Origin of the sequence: Prolixibacter bellariivorans ATCC BAA-1284 (genome assembly GCF_000621705.1) — a bacterium.
Taxonomy (GTDB): domain Bacteria; phylum Bacteroidota; class Bacteroidia; order Bacteroidales; family Prolixibacteraceae; genus Prolixibacter; species Prolixibacter bellariivorans.
Genome location: NZ_JHXO01000006.1, coordinates 167,141 through 190,416 on the forward strand (window position 1 = coordinate 167,141; position 23,276 = coordinate 190,416).

A 23,276-nucleotide genomic window follows, 5' to 3' on the forward strand; every position below is an offset into this window, starting at 1 on the left:
TCGAAAGCCAGAAATACTTTCGAGCGCAAAATTAAGAAAATCCTTCGTGGAATGAGTCTGAACGTTGTGCCTTTTCCCATAATACCGTTTGCGTACCGAATAAATGCCTGACAAAACCGGGAAAATAGGCGAAGTTCATTAGTGTGAAATAATAAGGAGCGAAGAACCAACCTGACTGAATATTTCTTCGTTGCAGCAGATATCCGAAGAGAGCGAATAAGTAAAAAAGTAGTTGCAAAACTGTCGCTACCTGGTAAACGGTAAGCCCGGGAACGGATGTGGGAAATGACAGGTAAATTCCCGAAAGTAAGAGAATGGGGAGTGAGAGTGGTGCCAGTGTCCAGCGAAGAACTTTATGAGAAAAGTACTGGAAAGAGAGTCTGCCATACCTGAATGGATTTAAAAGTTCCGGTAATCTGGCAATGGCCTGAAAAGCTCCAGCAGCGATTCTGACTTTGCGTTTCATTTCTTCCCGCGCATCGGAGGATGCAAACTCGGTAGCCTGAGCATCTGCCGCGTATGCAATCCGGTAACCCTTCATGGTAATTCGCATGGATAGAATGAAATCATCCAGCAAAGTATCTTCTTCGAGCTCAGAATAAAGCTCAGTTCTGATGGCAAAAATTTCGCCGGCAGCACCAATCGTACTGTAAAACCGGCTGTCTAGTTTCTTTAGCCACGATTCAATTCGCCAGTACAAGCCTTCTCCGGATGCAACCGGTGTTGAGGAGTTATCGTTTGCAATTCTTTTTTCGCCGGCAACACAACCAACTTTTGGGTGACGGAACTCACGGACAATGGCCCGAATGGTTCCTTTAGATAAAAGGGTATTGCTGTCGGTAAATACAACGATGGGAGCCTTGACAAATGCAATTCCCCTGTTGAGCGCATGCGCTTTTCCCTTGCGCTCGGGTTGGTGAAATACTTCTACTTGCGGATAGGTAGCTGCGATGTCAGGCGTATCATCTGTCGAGCCATCTGTAACCCAAATCAACTGTAGCTTTTCTTTGGGATAATCAAGGGCCAGGGAGTTTTCGACTTTTTGTCTTACGTGAGCACTCTCATTATAAGCTGTGACAAAAAGACAGACTTTCGGCTCCGGAGAATCGCTCTCTGAATATGAAGGTTTTTCTTTCCTCCTGAATAATTGTTGGATTTTCAGAATTACCCAAAGGAAAATACCATATCCGCCAAATGAATAGAGAATAATGAATGCACAGATCCAGAATACGGGAACGGCGACATCAGACATGGTGCACCTCCTTTTGTTTTTCCAAAAATTGGAGAAAAGGAACAACTGCTTTGTCGTATCGGTAGTGTTCCGAAGCGAATCTGAAGGCTTCGTGTCCTAATTGTTGAATGCGATCAGGAGAGTCGAGCAATTGAATCACTGAATTGGCGAAATATTCCGGAGTGTCGGCTATTAGTAATTCATTTCCAGTGTGTACCGGAATTCCCTCGGCTCCGATGCTGGTGGTAACAATGGCTTTTCCCATCGTCAGACCTTCCAGAATTTTCACACGGACGCCACTTCCCGAAAGTAATGGTACGACGAGGATGCTTCGATTTGAAATAAATTCATGCGCATTTTCAATCTCACCCTGGAATTGGATCCCGGGATGGTTGAGGTATTTGCTGAAGCCGTCAGGCGCGTTTCGTCCAGCTACCCAAAATTGAGAATCCGGATGGCAAGAATGAATTCGCGGCCAGCATTTGTCCACAAACCACTTCAATCCAATTTGATTGGGTATCCAATCGAGAGCACCCAGAAAGCCAATCGATAATGGAAAGGTAAGTTCGCCAGCTGGCTTTTCCTCGATGGTAAAACCCGGCTGCATAACGATTGCCGGTTTTCGATTGCCCAACTCGTTGAGTTTTTCCTTGTCTCGTTCGGTTACCGTGGAAAGAATGTCATACTGATTCAGAAAACCGATTTCAGCTTTGCGTAAGCGGTAAACCATATTTTTCAGGTAGAATTGCTTGAATCTTTTTTCAACCTGAGCCGTTCGTTCCCAAATTTCATGCTCCACATTGTGGGCCCGGAAAATGATTTTGGCTTGTGAATATTTCCGGATTGCCATGATATAGGGACAGAGATAAAGCCCCTCGAGTTGGATGACGTCGAAGGATTCTTCCTGTAAGAGGCGGATTAATTGCTTTTTGAATAGTGGTGAAATGAAGCGTTCGAGGATGTATGCTTTTGTCGAGAATAACCAGTTAATGACCAATTTCGTTATTCTGATATTGGTGTCGACATCTACCAGTTTAAATCTAATTTTTGATGTAAGACCAATTGGCAATTCCCTTTCGTGAATGTGGTGTTTGGGCGTGTTCATGGCTAACAGGGTAACCTGATGCCCGTTATCCACATAACCTTCCAGAATATTCAAAATACCGATGGCACCACCATCTTTTCGTGGAAATGGTACTTTATTGGCCAGTGAGAGGATTTTCATGTTGTTTAGGCTCTTCCTCTTCATCCTTCTTTTTCTTCTTTTTGAACGGATTCAGTTTCCGGAAGATTTCAGCATATGCATCTATATTGAGGATGACAGAGTCGTTGGCAGCTTTATACGTAAGAAAAATACCGGCCGGCAAAAATAACAGGGAAGAGAACCACATACCTTCCCAAATGTGTCCTACACCTTCGCGCGACATTTTTTCACCGGTCATGGAAATAATGTAATAGAAAATGAAAAGGACGATGGAGATAACGAGTGGCATTCCCAGTCCGCCTTTCCGGATAATCGCTCCCAATGGCGCTCCAATGAAGAAGAAGATGAGACATGCCAGCGACAAGGTGAACTTCCGATGCCATTCGACCCAATATTTGTTCAGCCATTTGGTTCGAAGATCCAGGTCATCCTTGGCCTGTTGAAGCGAACGTTTGTTGGAACGGGCATTTCGGAGTGCCTGGCTAACAATGTCCATTTTTACGTTCCTGTTCATGTGGTTCAGTATACTGTCGACATCAACATATTCGTCCATCGCTAACTTGGACGTGACGGAGCTGTCGGTTCGCGCATACGAAACCACTTCACGCGTAAGCGGCGATAAATAGTTTAGCTTAACAGAGAAATCAGTCCTTCGTTTGTTCAGCTCTTTGGCCATGGAATCGGCACTGGACGACAATTGACGCAAACTAAGCGCCTTGTAAAAATTACCAACCGAACTTTCGTCCTTTCGCTTAAAATCCATTCCTTTTATGGGAGTTATCAGAACTTCTTTGCTGAATTTGTCCCTTCGAAATGGATATTCGTTATTACGGCGGCGCGGGTTCGGTTCCTGATCGGTATATGCTTCGCCCGCGAAAAGCGTCAGCACCATAAATTTCTTGTCTTCACTCATTTTCATGATACCGGAATCAGCCACAGTGACGGAGGTATTTCCTTCATTCTTCGTGTGATCGTAGATCATGATATTGTAGAGCTTGTCGGTTTTTTTGGATTTCCTGCCGACTTTAATGGAGTAACCATCTATTTCGTTTGAGAATACGCCGTCTTTGACTATCAACTCGGGTTTCTGGTAACGGATGCTGAGTAGCAAAGCAGCAAATTTGCGGTTGGTAACCGGCATAACATCATTGGCAAAATAGAAAGCAAAGAGGCTGACAAAAACACTTAAAAATATGAGCGGTCTCATAATGCGGGTCAGCGAAATGCCGGCCGCTTTCATCGCGAGCAACTCGTTATTCTCGCCTAAATCCCCAAAAGTCATAATCGAAGCGAGGAGCATGGAGAGAGGTAAAGCCAATGGAATCAGACTGGAGATGGCATACAGCATTAATTCGGCAATGACCTCGCCATCCAATCCTTTACCTACAAATTCGTCCAGGTACTTCCATAAGAATTGCATGAGGAGGACGAAAACCGTGATAAAAAAAGTCATGAAAAACGGTCCGACGAACCGGTTTATCATATATTTATAAAGTTGCTTCATGAAAGTTATAAGTCAAATCTCAAACCTTCACAAAGCTAATGTATTTTTGGGATTTTGAACAAATGAGATTAGGAGCCGAGTGCATGTTTCAACTCAGCAATTTGGGAGTTCCAGAGATCTTTGGCATCGTCAATTTCGTCTTCTTCAACAAAATCAGTAATAACCAACGAAACATCACCTGTTAGTTCATCGCGGGCAACCTTGAATTCAAAGTAGCAATCTTCACCACAGTCTGTCCAGCGGAAGCGGACCATATCATTTTGCCGGCTGCCGATCATTTCGGCTTCCTGTTCGGTACTGTCCCAAACAAATGTGTATGTTTTTCCCCGTACAGTCACATTATCGGCAAACCATTCTGATAATCCCGAAGCAGTACTTAATCGGCTAAATAAAACGGAAGGTGATGATTTGAAATTATATTCGAGCTGAAGTTTCTTCATTGCGGTTTAATTGAACTTAAGTTAAGTTTTCAAGTGGGGTAACATTTTACTGCAAAATAGTAAATTATTCCAGTTTGGCAAGCACGAGCGGGATCTGTTGGCGGAAAAAAACCTCAAAAATTTGAGCAAAGCTGTTGACAGATGACGGAAACATATTATATTTGCACCCGCTAACGCGAAAAAATGGCGAGGTAGCTCAGCTGGTTAGAGCGCATGATTCATAATCATGAGGTCGCCGGTTCAAGCCCGGCTCTCGCTACTAAGGTCTGCAGGTAATTACTTGCAGACCTTTTTCTTTTTATTGAAGATGGTTGGCGTGTTGAATAATAGCTTCATTGATTGGTTTTGGAACCATAATATTTTGCATTTTTCGCTGCTGAAACCAACCATTAAACCAATGATCACTTTTCTGTCTGCACTGGCCTTTCTTTTACTGGGGTATCATTTTTACGGCCGCTTTGTAGAGCGAATGGCGGGAGCAGATCCCGGAAGGAAAACGCCAGCCATAACAATGAACGATGGAGTGGATTATCTTCCTCTTCCATGGTGGAAGATTTTTCTGATTCAGTTTTTGAATATTGCCGGCCTCGGCCCCATTTTTGGTGCGGTTGCCGGGGCGATGTGGGGGCCCGTGGCTTTTCTTTGGATTGTGCTGGGCTCAGTGTTTGGCGGTGCCGTGCACGATTATTTTTCCGGTATGCTATCCATCCGGCACAATGGATTGAGTATTTCTGAAATAACTGGTATTTACCTTGGGAATGGCATGAAGCAGTTCATGCGGGCTTTTACGGTTTTTCTGATGGTTATCGTCGGTGCGGTATTCATCATGGGGCCGGCCAAAATCCTGAGCGATATGACATCCGGATTTGGAGGTGTTGGCTTCTGGGTAACCATCGTTTTTATTTACTACCTGGCAGCTACTATGTTACCCATCGATAAGCTGATTGGCAAACTCTATCCCATTTTCGGATTTTCCTTACTCTTCATGGCTGTAGGATTGATGATTGCTATATTGGTGAAAGGGATCCCGATACCGGAACTTACGGTTGAATCATTCACAAATCGGCACCATGCCTCGGAACAATTTCCGGTTTTCCCGATGTTATTCATCACCATCGCCTGCGGGGCGATTTCCGGCTTTCACGCAACGCAGTCTCCATTGATGGCACGCTGTATTACCAATGAGAAATACGGACGCCGGGTGTTTTACGGAGCGATGATTTCGGAAGCTGTAGTAGCCATGATTTGGGCGGCTATTAGTATGAGTTTCTTTGGTGGCGTAGGCAAGCTGAATGACGTGATGATCGCGCAGCAGGGAAACGCAGCATTTGTCGTGAATGAGATTTCTAATTCGCTGCTGGGGAAAGTTGGCGGGTTACTTGCATTGCTGGGGGTTGTTGCTGCACCCATCACATCGGGTGATACCGCTTTTCGCAGTGCACGATTAATTGTTTCTGACTTTCTGAAATTCCCGCAAGGACCAATCCGGAACCGATTGTTGGTGAGTATTCCAATTTTCGTCATTGGCTTTTTACTAACGCAAATCAATTTTGGCGTGATCTGGCGTTATTTTGCCTGGTCGAACCAAACACTGGCGACGATTGTCTTGTGGGCGGTAACCGTTTATCTGATGCAGGAAAACAAGTTGTATCAGGTTACACTGTTGCCGGCGCTTTTCATGACGACGGTAATAACCACCTACCTCTTCTTTGCCCCGGAAGGATTTAGCATTACATGGGCAGCATCACTGACAGTTGGTTTGACCGCTTCGTTGTTGTTGTATGTATTGTTTGACCGTTACCGGCGAAAATATCGTCGGATGGAAAAAAAATTGCAATACGAAATTGATTAGCTCAAAAAACAAAACCCCGGAAATCATCCGGGGTTTCTTATTATCTTCTCATGCCTCTTCGTTGCTGCATCATTTCCTGCTGATGCTTCTGGTATTTCTCGAATTGCTCCTTGGTGAAAAGTTGATTTAGTTCCTTATTCTTTTGGTCCCTTATCGACATCATTTCATCGCGCATAGCTTCGCGATCTGAGCTGCGATCGGCGAAAGCTTCCTTCATTTTTTCGGCATATTTCAGATTGATCTGATACAACTTTTCCGAAGTGGCTTTATCAAGATTCAACGCTTCGGTTGTCTGCTTAGTCTGGCGTTTGGCAATATCTTCAGCAGACATATTGCCCCGACGAGGTTGTGCATTGGCCATGGCGATTCCCATGAACAAACTTAGCAGGATAAATAAGAGTCTTGTTTTCATCTGAACGAAATTAAGTGATTACATGCCTAAGATAGGAATGATAAAGAAAAGTTTAATTGAATTCTTTGACTAAAGATTAATTAACATATTTTAACGTGTTGTTTGGCAGTCGTTTTTAAAAATTGTGAAGCATCGCTTGTATTTTTAATTAAATTGGCAAGAAGTTGTTTTCAGCTGACAGATAAAGTATCGGGTTATAATTGGAAATGGGAAGCTACATTTTTCAGGTAAACGAAACTAGTTTGATATGAAAAGTCTCCGTCGGAAGATTTGCATAATGGAAAAGTTTACCCGGGTGTACCAGGAGTTCCGGACAGCAGAACCTTCGGTTAGGGAGTTGCGTTGTCTGGAGGTATTGTTTCCGGCTATATTGCAGCCTGTTGGTAAAACCGATCGGTTTGTCGGACGAGTTGAACCGTTACCCATAGGTATTTCCATTTACGAAGGTTATTTGGGATATTTTTACGATGGAGCACGGATGAACGCCTTGCTGGGACATCCGCAGTTGAGTTTTAAACTTGAATTACGCCTCAGAACACTGGAGGCTTTTTGGCGGGGCGAAAATTCGGTTGCTAAAATTAAGTCGGCACAACGCCAGGCAGAGGTAAAGTATACTCCCGATAAGATAAGGCGTTTCCAGAATCATGGTGTTATAGAACCATACTATCGCATAAACGGTGTCAATCCTGATTATTCAAAGTTATTGCAAAAAGGAATCCCTGGACTTCGCGAGGAATTACAATCGGTTGATTTAGCGGAGGCAGATGATAAAAAGCGGGCAACCGTGACTTCCATGCTGGGGGCACTGGATATTCTTGTTCGGGTTATTAATCAATATGCTGTATACGCCCGCGATTTAAGCGATGAGTGTGTACATGAAGAAAGCAAGGCGGAATTGCTGCACATGGCAACGGCTTTGGAAACCATATCCGATTCAAAGCCAACCACATTCAGAGAAGCTGTTCAGTTGATTCATTTGTTTTCCTTGCTGTCGGGAACCGGGAATTATGGCCGTCTTGATGTTTGTCTTGGCGATTTTCTGGTACGCGATTTAGAAAACGGAGAACTGACAGAAGAGTTGGCACATCAACTGATGGAATCGTTTTGGCTACTGATCAATGCACGTCAATTAGGAGCTGAAGGACGAATGGTGATTGGTGGGAAAGGTCGTCCAAACGAAGAAGCAGCCGACAAGTTTGCCCAACTCGCGCTACAGACGAGTGCCTCGGTAAAAGAGGCGTTACCACAAATCTGTCTTAGGTATTACGACGGACAGAATGAGACGCTTTTTACGCAGGCTGCGGGTTTATTGTCGGAAGGAAATATTAATCCGCTTCTATTTAACGATTCCAGCCTGTTGCCTTACATCGTTCAGAATTATGCAGTTTCGGAGGAAGAAGCTGAACAATATATTCCCAATGGTAATGGAGGCTTTGTGTTTTGGCACCGAAGTATCGGCGGACCCGCCGGTGCTATAAACCTGCTAAAAGTACTTGAGCTTTCGATAAATAGCGGACGAGATTTTATTTCCGGGACTGAAGTGGGACCTGACTTTGGAAAATTCTCCGAATTTCATAACTTGGATGGCATATGGGATGCCTTTTCCCGGGAGGTAGAATATTTCGTAGAAGCCCTGGCCATCCAGGAGGAAATATTGAACACCGTTATCAACCGGGAGGCATCCTTTATTTATGCTTCCATCCTGCATGACCAATGCATTTCTGATGGACATTCCATTTTTGATGGTGAGGGTCCCCTGCTGGGAAGTGGAGTAGAAGTGGCCGGCGCGAAAAATGTTGGTGACAGTCTGGCAGCAATTGATTCAATCGTTTTTCAGGATAAATTAATTTATCCGGTTAAGTTGAGTTACATTATTGGCGAAAATTATGAGGGCTTTGAAAGTGAACGGGAATTGCTGTCGAAGTCACTTTATCGGCGGGATATCAGGAATAAATCCGACGATTTTATCCGGAGGATAGATCAGCTATTGTCGAATACAGGTTCCGGGTACGCAAAAAAATCGGGCATGCATTACTTTGCCCATTGTCCGGCAAACGGAAAAATAAATATGGCTTTTGGCCGAAAAACAGCTGCCAGTGCCAATGGGCGAAAAGGGATGGAGTTGCTGGATTGTTCGCTGAACCATCGTATCATTCTACAAAGTCACCCTGAAAAAATTACTTTCCCCGATACGGAAATTCTTCAACGAAATGGTATGCATCTTTTTCAGGTGAGTAAAATGTTGGACGTGGGACAACAACTCACCATTCTTCAGGCATTAAGGCAGCTGGGAGTTGGGCAAATGGTGGTAAACGTGTTGGATCGAGACACATTGGAGGCCGCTCGTCGTGATCCGGAGAACTATCGCAATGTTATGGTACGTCTGGGGTCGGGAGCTGTCCGTTTTGTGGAACTTGATGCCGATACGCAGGAACAAATTATCATCCAGCTCGATGATTGAGGCGGTTTGAGGTTTCTGGTAAACACTTTTCTTTTTCAGGCATGCTTCTTACCTTTGGGCACACTGAATTTGTGAAACATGACCCAAGATACTTTCCCATCTAAATTACTTGAAAATGCTGTAACGGAATTTGCCAAGCTTCCGGGCATTGGAAAAAAAACAGCACTACGGTTGGTCCTGCATCTGCTTAAGCAGGAAAAGGAGGAGGTGCATCGTTTCAGCAGTTCCATTACCCGCTTGCGCGATGAAATAAGGCATTGTAAAATTTGCCGGAATATTTCGGACACTGAAGTTTGCAATATTTGCAGCAATAATTCCCGCGACCATGCAACCATTTGTGTCGTGGAGAACATACGTGATGTGATGTCCATCGAAAATACGCAGCAATATCACGGTGTCTTTCATGTGCTGGGTGGTATTATCTCTCCGATGGATGGAATCGGGCCTGCAGATCTGGAAGTTGATTCATTGATAAAGCGGGTCATCGAGGGCGATGTGAAGGAGATTATTCTCGCATTGAGCACCACGATGGAAGGAGATAGCACAAACTTCTATATATTTAAGAAATTAAAAGATTCCGGAGTGAAGGTTTCCATGCTGGCGCGGGGGGTCTCCATTGGCGATGAACTGGAGTATATTGATGAAGTTACGTTGGGCCGTTCTTTGATTAATCGTCAGTTGTTTGAGCAGTCTCTCGGGCAATAATTCAAATTTCGGTAACCGGATGAAATTTTAACCTGACTTAAACATATAAACCTGTCCATCAATGAAATTATCGGTCGTTATTGTCAATTATAACGTCAGATTTTTCCTATCTCAATGTCTGGCATCGGTGCAGAAAGCATCCGAGGGATTGGAGGTGGAAGTTTTTGTCGTTGATAATAACTCGACTGATGGTTCCCACTCCATGCTGAGGGACTCCTTCCCATGGGTAAATCTGATTGCTAATCGCGAAAATGTTGGCTTCTCCAAAGCAAATAACCAGGCTATCCGAAAGGCAAAAGGGGAATATATTCTTTTGCTGAACCCGGATACGATTGTGCAAGAAGATACCTTCCGGAAAGTGATCGTTTTTATGGACGAGCATCCGCAAGCGGGCGGACTAGGTGTGCGGATGATTGACGGGGGCGGAAAATTTCTGTCCGAGTCAAAACGTGGTTTCCCAACACCTTTGGCTTCGTTTTACAAGATTTTCGGTTTTACCCGGCTTTTCCCCCGTTCTGCTGTTTTTGCCCGTTATTACTTGGGGCATCTTCCGGAAGACAAAACCAACCGCATTGATGTGCTGGCTGGTGCCTTTATGCTGCTTCGTCGGGAAACACTTGACCAAACCGGTTTGCTGGATGAAACTTTTTTTATGTATGGAGAAGACATCGATCTTTCATACCGGATTCAGCAAGCCGGATATGAGAATTACTACTTTCCCGAAACAACCATCATCCACTACAAAGGCGAAAGTACGCGCAAAGGAAGTTTTAATTACGTGCGCTTGTTTTACAAAGCCATGCTCATTTTCGTGCGGAAGCATTACTTGACGTCCGGTGCAAAACTGTTTAGCCTTCTGATTCGTTTGGCCATATTTTTTAAGGCCTTTCTCAGTATACTGAAAAGAGCGGCAGAGCGGCTTTGGAAACCCCTGGTTGATGCGTTGCTGATGTTTGCCGGCTTCAGTTGGTTGGTGCCGGTTTGGGAGACAATAGCACACGAGCCCGGCTATTATCCGGAAGGTCTGTTGCAGACGGTCATTCCTGTTTATGTGCTTTTATTTGTCTTTTCTCTCGCGCTTTCCGGTGCATATCATCGTCATTGGCGCATTCGCGGTTTTTTTCGAAGCTGGTTCACGGCTGCGTTGGTTTTACTGGTAGCTTATTCGCTGATGAGTGAAAACATGCGATTCTCGCGAGCTATTATTCTCCTGGAGGCCGGTTGGGGCTTGCTCACGTTGTTGCCAGCAAGGCTTTTGATGGCGAAATCGGGTTGGATGAATTATCCTGCCGGAAAGGAAAAAAACAGGCGCATTGTATCAGTTGGTTCCCGCAACCAAAACCAAAAAGTAAGGGAGATTTTAGTTCAGCAGGGAAACCGCAGTCAATGGTTGGGTAGCGTTGTGTTACATGAAGAGGACGAAACCGGAGATACGTTGGGCACGCTCACTCAATTACCGGAAATTGTCCGCATCAATCGGGTAGACGAGGTAGTGTATTGTGCCGAAGATGTTCCTACCGGAGAAATGATTCGCTCGATGGTGCAGGTTAGCAGCCAATCGCTCCGCTTCAGGATATATAATTCCAGGGAAGGCTTTTTTATTGCCAGCCATTCGGCCAACGATACCGGCGACTTGATTTTATTCGATATTAATGCGATTAGTTTGCCGGAAAACAGGAGGCGTAAAAGAATGTTTGATGTGACGATCTCTACGTTGGGATTTATTCTGTCGCCTTTTCTTCTACCTTTCATTAAGTCGAAAAAAAACTACTTATCTAACATATTCGAGGTACTGAAGGGAAACAAAACATGGGTAGGATACTTCGTGGAAGAAGCTGAAACAGATATTGAATTGCCGGTTTTGCTTCCCGGCGTATTGTCATGTGTCGACAGAACAACGGAATTGGAAGACCTCGCGGATGTGAAAAAAATTAATACATTGTATGCTAAAGATTACCGGATTTGGAACGATCTGGAAATAATTTGTCGAAATATATCCAAACTGGGAAACACTACATCGTATGACACAATACCTGAAGAGTGAGAAAATCACATTGAGGGCGCTCGAGCCTGAAGATATTGAACTGCTGTACCGCTGGGAAAACAACAGTGAAGTTTGGGAAGTCAGCGATACGCTGGCTCCGTTTTCGAAATATTTACTGGCGCTTTACATCAAAAACTCGGACAAAGATATTTACGAGAGTAAACAACTTCGTTTGATGGTTGAAAACAGCGAAGGCCGGGCAGTAGGCGCGATTGACCTGTTTGATTTTGAACCGCACCATTCACGTGCCGGCATCGGAATTTTGATTGGTGAACCCGAAGATCGAAAAAATGGTTATGCCACTGAAGCATTGAAACTTGTTTTGGAATACTGTTTCAAGCGGTTGAACCTTCATATGGTTTATGCCAACATCGATGCGAACAATGAAGCCAGTATCGGGTTATTTAAAAAATTCGGATTTGAGTTGGCAGGAACTCGCAAAGACTGGATTCGTGACGCCCGGGGATGGAAAGATGAGCATTTGTTTCAGTTGATAAATCCTGAAGATTAGAGGGATTGATAATCCGGAATGATGGGTAAAAATTCGTAACTGTTTGCTTCGGTCGAGAATCGACAGCAATAATGCTGTATCCCATTGGTCACCACAAGGTATTTGACTTTTAGCTGCATATTGTATCGTGCAATTTGGTCAAAGGTTTCCTGGGTAATTTTTACCTTCGGTGCTTTACATTCTACAGCTAGCAAAGGTGTGCCTTGTGAGCTAAAAATAACAAGATCGCTGCGGAAGGCATTGCGGTTGATGCGTAAAGACATTTCCACCGCAATTAAGGAGAGTGGATATTGCTTTTCTTCGTTTAGATAACGAATAAACAATTGCCTGACCCGTTCTTCCGGAGTTAGCGGAACCCATTTTTTACGACAGGGATCGAAGACACTTTTTTTCCCGTCAGTCAGGCGAACGCGCAGGTTGTATTTCGGCAGATTTAGGTTCATCAAATAGTATTCTGTTCAGGCAAAACTAATTGTTTAATTTATGATTGGTGAGCTGGACGAAAAGGAAAAAGCTGATAATTTTGCATAAAATTGACAGATGAAAACAAAAGAAGAAATTGTAAAAAACTGGTTGCCACGTTATACCGGCCGAAAATTGGATGACTTTGGAAATTATATCCTGTTGGTAAATTTCCAAAAATATGTCGACATGTTTGCCAAGAAGTTCAATGTACCCATTGTGGGTGAAGACAAGGCTATGCCCAACGCTAGTGCAAACGGTATTACCATCATTAATTTTGGAATTGGAAGTCCGAATGCAGCACTGATAATGGATTTGCTTAGCGCGATTGCTCCGCATGGAGTGCTGTTCCTTGGTAAATGTGGCGGGATAAAGAAGAAAAACGAGCTGGGTGATCTGATTCTACCGATTGCTGCTATTCGTAGTGACGGTACTTCGAATGACTATTTACCTCCTGAAGTTCCTGCACTTCCGGCATTTAACCTGCAGCGCGCTATTTCATCTACCATTCGCGATCACAAACGCGATTATTGGACGGGTACCGTATTTACCACCAACAAAAGGGTATGGGAATACGATGAACGCTTCAAGAGATATCTGCAAAAAACCCGTGCCATGGCTGTTGATATGGAAACGGCTACCATTTTCACGGTAGGTTTTTATAACCAGATTCCCAGTGGCGCTTTACTACTTGTCTCCGATCAACCCATGATTTCGACGGGAGTAAAAACAGAAGCAAGCGACCGGGAAGTGACCCAAAAATATGTGGATGAACACTTGCAGATTGGTATCGAATCGCTGCTTGAACTGAACAATAATGGCAAATCCATAAAACACTTGAGATTCGACTAATTATGGATTTTAATGCCATCTTATCTGATATAGAAAACAAACATTACCAACCCGTCTATTTTTTGGAAGGGGAGGAGACCTATTTTATTGATCGAATCAGTGAAGAGATAACCAGCAATGTGTTGACTGAAGCGGAAAAGGGATTCAATCAGACGATCCTTTATGGCAAGGACACCGATGTAGACACCATTATTACGGCAGCCCGCCGTTTCCCGATGATGACATCGCACCAGGTGGTGGTAGTGCGGGAAGCCCAGAACATAAAAAACATTGAAGATTTGGCTTCTTATATCGAACATCCCCAGCCTTCGACATTGTTGGTAATCAATTACAAATACAAAAATATTGATAAGCGCAAGCGACTTTATAAAGCGCTGCAAAAAAATGGAGTTTATTTCGAAGCAAAACCCATTTACGAAAGTAAGATACCTGCCTGGATCACGAAATATCTGCGCGCAAAAGGTTACGGAATTGAGCCTCGAGCAGCCCAGTTAATTACCGATCATGTCGGTAATGATTTAAAGCGGATAGTGAGTGAACTGGAAAAGGTTATTATTTCCTTGCCGCCGGGTATGAGTGTTACACCTGTTGAGGTTGAACACAATATCGGCATCAGTAAGGATTACAATACCTTTGAGTTGCAAAAAGCCATTGGCAAAAGAGATGTATTAAAGGCAAATCGCATTGTCAACTATTTTGCCGATAATCAGAAGATGCATCCATTTCCGGTTGTTATCGGGATTTTGCATTCTTACTTTCGAAAAATCCTGGCCTATCATTTTTTGGAGAATAAAACCAACCGGAATGCTGTGGCAGGGGCGATTGGGGTAAATCCTTACTTCATCAGCGATTACGTTGATGCAGCCCGAAATTATAACATCAAGAGATCGGTTAAGGCTGTTTCGCTTTTGCGTGAATACGATATGCGCTCGAAAGGAGCGCGTGGAGGTTCGACTGATAGTGGAGAATTGCTTCGTGAGTTGATTTATAAAATTTTACATTAAGAACTCAGACATGACAATTATTATCATCATTATCACCTCACTTGTATCAATTCTGGCTTTTTCGCAACAGGATATTATGGGACGTTTGCAGTTTAACGCCTACCAGGTTGTTCACCGGAAGGAATATTTCCGGATTTTCACACATGCATTTCTGCACGCGAACTGGGAGCACCTGCTGATTAATATGATTGTACTCTGGTCGTTTGGAACTGCGGTAGAACATTATTACTACCTGAATTTCGGTTCACGAGGAACGTACCTGTATCTGCTGTTGTATTTCGGAGCCATACTTTTCTCCAGTCTGGGAGGCTTGATCAAACAAAAGAACAATTATTACTACAATGCTGTCGGAGCGTCGGGAGCGGTTTCAGCCGTTGTTTTTTCTGCCATCTTTTTTGCTCCGTGGAATAAAATCTACTTTTTCGGACTGCTGCCCATTCCGGGAATTGTATTCGCAGTCCTGTACCTGGTTTATTCATATCAGATGAGCAAACGAAATGTGGACAATGTAGGGCATGATGCTCATTTTCTGGGCGCGATATTTGGGTTCATATTGCCCATTATTATTCGACCGTCATTATTTCTCGAGTTCATCAATAACCTGTTTTAAATGGGACACAATCAAGCGGTTTTTATCGATCGTGATGGAACGATTAACGATAAAACGCCGGCATATTACATTTACACCACAGCCAATTTCAAGTTAATTGAAGGTGTTGGTGCTAACCTGAAGAAGTTGCAGGATGCAGGTTACTTATTGATTGTGATAACGAACCAGGGAGGCATAGACAAGGGAGAGTACACCCACAAGGATGTGGCCCGGGTGCACAGGTATATGCGGGAATTGCTTGAATCAGAAGGAGTACAACTGACAGACGTTTTTTACTGTCCGCACCATTCCGATGTTCAGGAATGCGAATGTCGGAAACCGGGAACCTTATTGATTGAGGAAGCGATTGAAATGTATGAAATCGATCGGGAGTGTTCATGGTTTATTGGTGATTCGGATGTGGACATGGAAGCAGCTAAGCGGGCCGGATTGAGGAAGATTCGGGTTGAAACCAACAAGCCCTGGGGTGATGCCATTCAGCCCATTCTCGATGATGTATACAAACCATAGCAGCATTGTTTTAAAGAATACAATGAATTGGTGAAAGGCGGTTTTGTTTTATATAACGGCAAATTTTTTCGTGCTGACGAGAAATTGTTTTCGGGAGATGAGTTATTCCGTCTCGAAGCAGGTATCAAAATCTGGTTTCGAACCGAGGATAACGAAATCCTGTTTCATGAGCAAAACTATGCCTATTTGTGTGCTGCCACCAGAGCGATCAATCTGGTTCTTCCCGAGGATTTTGATTTGGGCGGAGCACGTTTGCGACGTGATGTTTCCCGGTTACTCAACAAGAATAAATTCTACCTGGCTGGTCGGGTAGTGGTGTATCTTTTTCCTGGTGTCAACGGAACTGATGTGCTGCTAACAGCAGAGGAAATTCCCCGTGGTTTCTTTCCGATGAATGAAAACGGTTTGCTAATTGATATTTTCAATGAAGGCAGAAAGTCGGATACGGTGATGAATCCGTATGAAACAGGGAGTCGTTTTTTGTGGCTGATTGCCGCTGCTAAGGCGCAGTCGTTACACCGGCAGAATATGATTTTAATGAATCGTGCGGGTTTTTGTTGTGAGGGAATTGGTACATCGTTCGGATATATTCATGAAAATGTGTTGTATGTACCTTCCGGAAAAAGTGAAGGTTACAGGGTTGTACTTACTGAAATGGTTCGGGAGGCGGCCCGACAGGCCGGTTTTATGGCAGCAGAGAAGGACGAAATCTCTACATCTGATTTGGAGCAGGCCGAAGAAGTTTTCCTGATTGATAATGCATTGGGAATTCAGTGGGTTTTGGGAATTGGTAACCGACGTTACTACAGTACTAAAACATTTGAAATAGTAAAGAAGCTGCAGCTAATGGCGCAAAATAAAAAAGCCTTTCGCAATGCAAAAGGCTGATCTATATGTAATCGATTATTTTAATTCCAGTTTGGGTCCTCCGGGAAATTTTGCCACATGGTGTAGCGTCCTCCCACCTGTTTGACACTTTCCAACCAGAAATTCTGATCGCTGCTCATGATACTTTTCACGTTGGTTTCGGCTACGAGCCAAGAATTTTCTTTGATTTCTGCCTCTAGTTGTCCATCGCTCCACCCGGAATAACCGAGGAAGAAACGCACCTGATCCGGATTCACCACACCTGAGGTTATTAACATTTTCAAGTGATCGAAATCGCCGCCCCAGTAAAGTCCGTCCATTACCTTAACACTTCCGGGAACTAAACCGCCCAACGTGTGGATGAAGTAAATCATATTGGTACTTACCGGACCGCCAATAAAAACCTGTGTATCGAAATTGGTGAACTCATTCATGAATTCGTGTACCGGAAACTCTACCGGTTTGTTAAGGATGAATCCGACCGCTCCTTCACCGGAATGCTCCACTAGAAGAACTGCCGACCGGTTAAAATAATTTCCCGGTAGGAAAGGTTCCGAAATGATAATTCGACCTTGTTTCGGAGCAATTTTACTTTCTATTTTAAAGAAATCGAATTGCATAGTGGGTTTGTTCTTCTTAGTAAATTAGAAATTAATCCCGAGTTTTCAAATAGCTAAAGCCCGCAGTCATGTACGATTATGTACAGGTCTGCTATGCAAATACGTGAAAACAAAAACTATGCCCTGTTAAAAAACGAATTATTTTTCTTCAATAATGAAGATATCTTCGTTCTTCTTCTTCATCAGGTATTGCTCTCGGGCAAATTTTTCAAGGTTTCGGGAATCTGTCTGTAACTCCTTTAATTTTCTTCGGTCCGATTCAATTTTATTCTCGTAATAAGCTTTGTCGGCATTCAGCTTATGCAGCTTTTGTTGATTCTGAAAAAGAGAAATAAAATTGTGATCATCCAGAAAAGTCATCCATACAAAGAATACTACAAAAGCCAGTAAATATTTATTGGCTACAATTCTTAGCAGTACTCGTGGGATTTTCGGCATGTCAACCTCCGGATTTTTATTCAAATTAAAACAATCCTTTTCAAAAGAAAAAGAGGAACCCGGCAAAAGGTTCCTCTTTATTATGAAAGTATGCTTAACTATCCTACTCGTTATCGGGAAGGAAATTTGGATACATGTAGTTATGCGGCGGAACAAAGTTTTCTTTAATCGCCCGGATGGATACCCAACGAATAAAGTTGAAAACGGAACCGGCTTTGTCGTTTGTTCCTGAACCACGGGCACCGCCAAACGGCTGCTGACCAACAACTGCTCCGGTCGGTTTATCGTTGATATAGAAGTTACCGGCTGCATTTTCCAGTCGGTCCATAATCTTCTCAATGCTGTAGCGATCTTGAGAGAAAACAGCTCCGGTCAACGCATACATCGAGGTATTATCCAGGATGGTCAGCGTTTCGTCGAGCTTGTCATCTTCATAGACGTAAACAGTCACAACCGGTCCAAACAACTCTTCCTGCATGGTAATGTAGTCAGGTTTCTTTGCCAGAATAACTGTTGGTTCGATAAAGTAACCTTTGGTCTTATCACATTTTCCTCCCCAGATTACTTCTGCGTCAGCATCGGTACGAGCATCGTCGATAAAACCTTTCAGTTTGTCGTACGAAGATTCATCGATAACCGCGTTAACGAAGTTCGTGAAGTCTTCGGGGCCACCCATTTTAACAGTTTTAAGCTGGGCTTCGATAGCTTCCCAGGTTTTTGGCCAAATGCTCTTCGGGATGTATACGCGGGATGCTGCAGAACATTTTTGTCCCTGGTATTCGAATGCTCCCCGAACAAAGGCGGTGGCCAATGCCTGAACATCAGCGGTGTTGTCGGCAAAAATGAAGTCTTTTCCACCGGTTTCGCCAACGATACGCGGATACGTTTTGTATTTATGAATATTCTCACCGATGGTTTTCCAGATGTTCTGGAAGACTCCGGTTGAACCGGTAAAGTGGATTCCGGCAAAGTCCGGGTGATTGAATACCACATCGGCTGCAGTTGGCCCGGAAACGTGAACCAGGTTAATTACTCCGTCCGGTACACCTGCTTCGCGTAGTACTTCCATGATAACGGCTGCAGAGTAAACTGCGGTCTTCGATGGTTTCCAAACAACGGTATTACCCATCAGGGCGGGGGCAACCGGAAGGTTACCGGCAATGGAAGTAAAGTTGAAAGGAGTCAGTGCAAAGACGAAGCCTTCGAGCGGACGGTAAGCCGCATAGTTCCAGATTCCTTTGGATGATTCTGGTTGCATTTCGTAAATGTCAACCATGCACTTCACACCGTAGCGGTAGAAGTCGGCCAATTCGCAAGCTGCGTCAATTTCCGACTGGAACGCGTTTTTCGACTGTCCCAGCATGGTGGCTGCATTGATTTTGGAACGATACGGTCCGGCCAACAAATCGGCTGCTTTCAGGAAAATGGACGCGCGGTGTTGCCATGACATTTTGGACCATTTCTCACGGGCCTCAAGGGCCGCGTCGATTGCCTGGCTGACATGCGAAGCATCACCTTGATAGTAGTGCCCCAGCAGGTGCCCCAGATCGTGCGGAGGACGCATCTCAATCTTCTTGTCGGTTGTCACTTCTCTTCCTCCAATAATCATTGGGAGGCTAACTGTCATCGCGCGCAGTTCTTTGATTTTTTCCTGTAATTCCTTACGTTCCGGCGTACCTGGAGCATAGCTCAATACCGGCTCATTTTTTACTTCAGGAATATTAAAGAATCCTTTGGGCATGATTTTATTGATTTTTGCGTTATTATATAATATCAGGATTTTCTAATTCGATCCTTTTGCAACAAATCTATGGATTTAGATGTAGAGATTTGCTAATAAAAATCAGCTTTAAAGCTGTCCCTTTATTCATGCGGAAGTGGAGAGAAAATGAAAAAAAATCGGAAATTGGTAAAGGAAGAAAAATTACTAATTTTAATTGCTTAAAATTGCAATACTAACCCTGGGGATTAGATGTTTGAAAAATTACTAAATTTTATTGGGAGAGCGTATCCTTCAGCAACTCACGGAGACCTGAGAAAAATCCGAACGCTTTTCTTCTTTTATCTTGCCGCCATTATTCTTACATCGGGATGGATTATTTTCGATTCATTCAGTTTTCCAACGCGGAATAACTATCAGGGAGAGTTAAGTCTTTTTGGAATGGCCATTCTTGGCTATTACTTTACTAGTAAAGGACAGCGAAGTGCAGCTGTTGGCCTCATTCATCTCTTACCATTCCCCATCTATTTCCTTTTTATTTCATCGGAATATGCGATGTTGCCACCCGAACAATCTATTCCGCTTACTTTAAGTGTGTTGGTTTTTGGGTTATTCTTTCTGCTCATATTTGCCAAACAACAGGTACAGTTTCCCATCTACTTTGTGATTTCATTTACCACGTTGTTTCTTCATACATGGTGGGTAAAGGATCACGGATATATTTTGTCTATTTTCTGGCCCGACCATAATCCTTATATCAATCCGCTGTTCATCTATCTGATCGTTTGGCTACTTTCATACATCATTTTCTCGTTTAATCGGCGGGCCTTGGAAGAAACATCCGATCGACTTGTCCTTCAGCAACGCAGAGTTGGCAGCATTTTGCTTCAGATTCCTGACGGAATTTTGCACATGTCCTATGTCCGTGATGAGCAGGGACAGAAAACAGGATTAAGCATGTTGCGCATTAATCCGGCATTCGAGGAAATGTTTGGAATAAAGAACAGCGAGGTTCGCGGTCGTCCGGCATCGTCCATTTTTCAAAAGATATTTAGGGACAAAGTTGATTGGCAGAAAATTTTCCTAAACGGGAAAAAAAGTAAGCATGAAATATATGTGCCACACACGGAGACGTGGTACGAAATTTCCCTTCTTCACCTCGATAAGGAAGAATTGATTGGCGTGTTTAGTGATGTGACAGCGGCAAAAAAGACGCTGGATGATTTGTCTTCCAGTCGTCATCGGTATAAGTTGCTGCTCGAGACCATTCCCGATATTTTCTTTGTTATCGATAAAGACGGAACCTACATCGATTATGTGGCCAAAGAAGAGGAAGGAATCGATATCGCACCCGACGATATTATCGGCAGTTCCATTTTCGAAGTCGGATTTTCGGAACGCATGGTACGGCAGGTTTTCCATTCCATTCAGACAGTCATAAAATTTGATGCGATTGAAACCATCGAATATGCACTCGATATTCCCGGAAGGGGAACTTGCTTATTTGAGATGCGTATGGTGAAATTGTCCGATGTGGCCGTGATGGCCGTTTCGCGCGATATTACCAAACGGAAAATCGCCGAGCAACGGCTTGAAGAAGCGAAGAAAAAAGCAGAAGAAGCAGATCTACTCAAGTCAGCTTTCCTTCAGAATATTTCGCATGAAGTGCGTACGCCGATGAATGCGATTCTCGGTTTCTCCAATATGTTGATTGCTGAAGAAGTGCCAAAAGCAGAACGAGATAAGTACCTTCAGTTAATTACCAAAAACGGACAAACGCTGCTACATCTGATAAACGATATGATTAAGCTGGCCAGGATTGAAAGCGGTCAGATTGAAGTTAAAAAGCAATTCTTCTCCGTCAATAACCTGATGGTGGACTTGCACCGTCAGTTCATCTACGAGAAAGAGCAACGTGGAAGAAAGCATCTGCACCTTAATATCTCTACCGGCAATGATAATCCTCAATTTTCCATCTATTCCGATGGAAACAAAATCAGGGATATCATGGAAAATCTGCTTGATAACGCAGTGAAATTTACTCACGAAGGGGAGATTGAATTTGGATATCGTATACTGGAGCAGAACAATATTGAATTTTTTGTGCGCGATACCGGCATTGGAATTCCGGAAGATATGCACAAAGACATTTTCCGGCGGTTTCACCAGCTCGACAACAGCCTGACACGTGAATATGGTGGGACGGGTATTGGACTGTCAGTTGCTCAGGATTTTGTCGATAAACTGGGCTCCCGTTTACAGGTCTCCTCCGAGTCTGGAAAAGGCGCCAGGTTCTTCTTCGTGATTCCAATTGAAGCTGGTAACGGATTTCTGAGAGTCGTATAGAACTTTCGTCGATTGTTATTTTGCCCGGCTGTTATTTGTTTTTACCGATTGGCCGAGTTGATGACTTGATACCCAATTAATTGATCGAATCTGGAACTGATGCCCCGGTAATAAACAAAAATCTGGTAATTGTTCTCGGTTTCCACATGGCTCCCTTCTAACAGCGAGGTGTCAATCTTCCCATCATTATTACGCACATAGGCGTATTCATAGTCGTAGAAGCCCTGTTTCAGTAAGAGTGCCAGCTCGTATTGTTTGCGCTCGATGCTGTAAACCATCTGATTGGACGGAGAACACTGCCATCCTGATAATTCCCCGAAAACATAAATATTTCCTTCGGTCAACGGAGCTTGGATATCAAGTGAAAAGTGAACCATCGCATAATCGGATTCCACATCACTGTCGGTTACATTATCTCTTTTGACCAGGTAATGTCCATTCAAATCGTTTTCGAAATGGTAATCCTGTCCGTGCCGGTCTTTATCGGTATATAAAGTAACATGATATAGTGGCGATAAATATTGAATGCTGGCTATTCCTTTGCCATTCACCCTTAGGCTCTTCATGTCGAAGTTCCGGAATTCATTTCCTCCCGGGAATACATTCTCCTCGCTGTAGTCGTATACCAATGAATTTTCACGGATAAACTGCGGAAGCAAATCTGTTTTGGCATTGTCCCATCGTCCGTTTTGCATCAGCAAAACTTTCACCTCGTTTCGTGGATTTTGAATGGCAAAATCGGGATGTTGTATTTCAAAATCGACTTCCTGATTTGGACCTTTATAACTATCGTAAGTGGCCGCTTTTACTCTTCCTGTCACACCTACTTTTTGGTCTACAACGAAAAAGCGCCGGGAGAGTACCGGCTTGGTATGATCGTAGTCGCGCCAGACAGTTAAAACATAATTTCCTGAAAGCTTTGGCTTGACATCGTCGTTCGGAATACGAAGCAGATAATTGACATATGGAATCGTGGTATTGACTGAATATTCATAATCATCAATGGAATTCTCAAAAAAACCATCGAGGTATTCCGATTCAATCAGGTTGGAAGGAGCCCAGTCGGCAGTACAATGTTTGATGGTGTAACTGTACGTATGGGCTTCGCCGGAAAGGTCATCGAACTTGAGTACCAAATGTTGGTCGGAACCCAAAAAGAGCACAGGCTGCGAAAATTCCCATCCTTCTCTGTAGAACTGAACAGTATGAATATTATCACTGTAAACTTGATCGGTCAGGAGGTTTTCGTTGTCGGGATTATTGTTTTTCTGTATGTTTTTTTCTGAAGCGGTTGGCCAACAGAAGAGAGAGGCCATGAGGATGAAAATGATACGTATGGTGGAAATGTGATGCATATGGTAAAATTAACGAAAAACTAAATTAAGTTTACACGTGTTAAAACATTCATATATTCAGACATTTGCAAGATTCACTTTTGAAAAATGAATAGTGTTGGGAATGAATATTTTAGAATGGGCTTATA

The 23,276-nt window shown here is 43.6% G+C and carries 21 protein-coding genes and 1 tRNA gene; 12 read left to right on the forward strand and 10 right to left on the reverse strand.

The genetic code is table 11. The features are described 5' to 3' along the window. Positions 1-31: 31 nt before the first annotated feature. The 4 genes from T426_RS0106200 to T426_RS0106215 all read right to left on the reverse strand — a co-directional run bounded on the left by T426_RS0106200 (position 32) and on the right by T426_RS0106215 (position 4,379). Positions 32-1,252, reverse strand: coding sequence for a glycosyltransferase family 2 protein (locus T426_RS0106200; RefSeq protein WP_025863308.1), 1,221 nt, complete (start codon positions 1,250-1,252; stop codon positions 32-34). After that, positions 1,245-2,456: a glycosyltransferase family 4 protein gene (locus tag T426_RS22910; RefSeq protein ID WP_051568947.1), complete on the reverse strand. Its 1,212-nt coding sequence runs from the start codon at positions 2,454-2,456 to the stop codon at positions 1,245-1,247. The genes T426_RS0106200 and T426_RS22910 overlap by 8 nt, the downstream gene beginning before the upstream one ends. After that, on the reverse strand, positions 2,431-3,939 hold the full coding sequence (locus tag T426_RS22915) for an LptF/LptG family permease (RefSeq protein ID WP_025863311.1): 1,509 nt from the start codon (positions 3,937-3,939) through the stop codon (positions 2,431-2,433). Before T426_RS22915 ends, T426_RS22910 begins: the two co-directional genes overlap by 26 nt. 68 nt (positions 3,940-4,007) lie before the next feature. Further along, entirely contained in the window at positions 4,008-4,379 is a 372-nt protein-coding gene (locus T426_RS0106215) for an START-like domain-containing protein (RefSeq protein ID WP_025863312.1), read from the reverse strand. 185 nt (positions 4,380-4,564) lie between these two features. Between T426_RS0106215 and T426_RS0106220 the strand changes: the two genes are divergently transcribed. Together T426_RS0106220 and T426_RS0106225 are read left to right on the forward strand one after the other, a co-directional pair. After that, a tRNA-Met gene (locus tag T426_RS0106220) sits at positions 4,565-4,638 on the forward strand. 138 nt (positions 4,639-4,776) lie between these two features. Then, entirely contained in the window at positions 4,777-6,231 is a 1,455-nt protein-coding gene (locus tag T426_RS0106225) for a carbon starvation CstA family protein (protein WP_025863313.1), read from the forward strand. A gap of 40 nt (positions 6,232-6,271) precedes the next feature. Here T426_RS0106225 and T426_RS25915 read toward each other — a convergent pair whose 3' ends face one another. Then, complete coding sequence (locus tag T426_RS25915) at positions 6,272-6,643, reverse strand: hypothetical protein (RefSeq protein WP_159103294.1); 372 nt, start codon at positions 6,641-6,643, stop codon at positions 6,272-6,274. Between the two features lie 247 nt (positions 6,644-6,890). Between T426_RS25915 and T426_RS22920 the strand changes: the two genes are divergently transcribed. From T426_RS22920 to T426_RS0106250, 4 genes are all read left to right on the forward strand, one after another. Then, complete coding sequence (locus T426_RS22920; protein ID WP_081782358.1) at positions 6,891-9,104, forward strand: pyruvate formate lyase family protein; 2,214 nt, start codon at positions 6,891-6,893, stop codon at positions 9,102-9,104. 78 nt (positions 9,105-9,182) lie between these two features. Then, complete coding sequence (gene recR / locus T426_RS0106240; RefSeq protein ID WP_025863316.1) at positions 9,183-9,809, forward strand: recombination mediator RecR; 627 nt, start codon at positions 9,183-9,185, stop codon at positions 9,807-9,809. Between the two features lie 61 nt (positions 9,810-9,870). Next, a complete protein-coding gene (locus T426_RS22925; RefSeq protein ID WP_025863317.1) occupies positions 9,871-11,853 on the forward strand; it encodes a glycosyltransferase in 1,983 nt (660 codons plus the stop codon). Next, the gene (locus T426_RS0106250) at positions 11,831-12,364 is read left to right on the forward strand and encodes a GNAT family N-acetyltransferase (RefSeq protein WP_025863318.1); all 534 of its coding nucleotides are present in this window, start codon (positions 11,831-11,833) and stop codon (positions 12,362-12,364) included. Before T426_RS22925 ends, T426_RS0106250 begins: the two co-directional genes overlap by 23 nt. Here the strand turns inward: T426_RS0106250 and T426_RS0106255 are convergent. Then, entirely contained in the window at positions 12,361-12,807 is a 447-nt protein-coding gene (locus T426_RS0106255; RefSeq protein ID WP_199898461.1) for a type I restriction enzyme HsdR N-terminal domain-containing protein, read from the reverse strand. The genes T426_RS0106250 and T426_RS0106255 overlap by 4 nt on opposite strands. 97 nt (positions 12,808-12,904) lie before the next feature. On the opposite strand from T426_RS0106255, the gene T426_RS0106260 reads away from it, so the two are divergent. From T426_RS0106260 to T426_RS0106280, 5 genes are read left to right on the forward strand one after another with little or no spacing between them, the layout of a single operon-like run. Then, complete coding sequence (locus T426_RS0106260) at positions 12,905-13,678, forward strand: AMP nucleosidase (RefSeq protein ID WP_025863320.1); 774 nt, start codon at positions 12,905-12,907, stop codon at positions 13,676-13,678. 2 nt (positions 13,679-13,680) lie between these two features. After that, complete coding sequence (gene holA / locus T426_RS0106265; protein WP_027585421.1) at positions 13,681-14,682, forward strand: DNA polymerase III subunit delta; 1,002 nt, start codon at positions 13,681-13,683, stop codon at positions 14,680-14,682. Positions 14,683-14,692: 10 nt separating this feature from the next. Beyond that, on the forward strand, positions 14,693-15,292 hold the full coding sequence (locus tag T426_RS0106270) for a rhomboid family intramembrane serine protease (RefSeq protein WP_025863321.1): 600 nt from the start codon (positions 14,693-14,695) through the stop codon (positions 15,290-15,292). After that, a complete protein-coding gene (locus T426_RS0106275; protein ID WP_025863322.1) occupies positions 15,293-15,802 on the forward strand; it encodes a D-glycero-alpha-D-manno-heptose-1,7-bisphosphate 7-phosphatase in 510 nt (169 codons plus the stop codon). It begins immediately after the preceding gene. A gap of 30 nt (positions 15,803-15,832) precedes the next feature. Continuing rightward, positions 15,833-16,690, forward strand: a complete 858-nt coding sequence (locus tag T426_RS0106280) for an aminotransferase class IV (protein ID WP_027585422.1) — start codon at positions 15,833-15,835, stop codon at positions 16,688-16,690. A gap of 20 nt (positions 16,691-16,710) precedes the next feature. Here T426_RS0106280 and T426_RS0106285 read toward each other — a convergent pair whose 3' ends face one another. The 3 genes from T426_RS0106285 to pruA form a co-directional block, all read right to left on the reverse strand. Beyond that, entirely contained in the window at positions 16,711-17,289 is a 579-nt protein-coding gene (locus T426_RS0106285; RefSeq protein ID WP_025863324.1) for a YqgE/AlgH family protein, read from the reverse strand. Positions 17,290-17,427: 138 nt separating this feature from the next. After that, entirely contained in the window at positions 17,428-17,727 is a 300-nt protein-coding gene (locus tag T426_RS0106290; RefSeq protein ID WP_027585423.1) for an FtsB family cell division protein, read from the reverse strand. A gap of 103 nt (positions 17,728-17,830) precedes the next feature. Further along, on the reverse strand, positions 17,831-19,468 hold the full coding sequence (pruA, locus tag T426_RS0106295; RefSeq protein WP_025863326.1) for an L-glutamate gamma-semialdehyde dehydrogenase: 1,638 nt from the start codon (positions 19,466-19,468) through the stop codon (positions 17,831-17,833). Between the two features lie 231 nt (positions 19,469-19,699). Between pruA and T426_RS24995 the strand changes: the two genes are divergently transcribed. Next, positions 19,700-21,793, forward strand: a complete 2,094-nt coding sequence (locus tag T426_RS24995) for a PAS domain-containing sensor histidine kinase (RefSeq protein ID WP_025863327.1) — start codon at positions 19,700-19,702, stop codon at positions 21,791-21,793. A gap of 41 nt (positions 21,794-21,834) precedes the next feature. Here the strand turns inward: T426_RS24995 and T426_RS22935 are convergent, their stop codons facing one another. Continuing rightward, positions 21,835-23,148 carry a type IX secretion system plug protein gene (locus T426_RS22935; protein WP_051568949.1) on the reverse strand — a complete coding sequence of 438 codons (1,314 nt, stop codon included), beginning with the start codon at positions 23,146-23,148 and terminating at the stop codon, positions 21,835-21,837. Positions 23,149-23,276 lie beyond the last annotated feature (128 nt).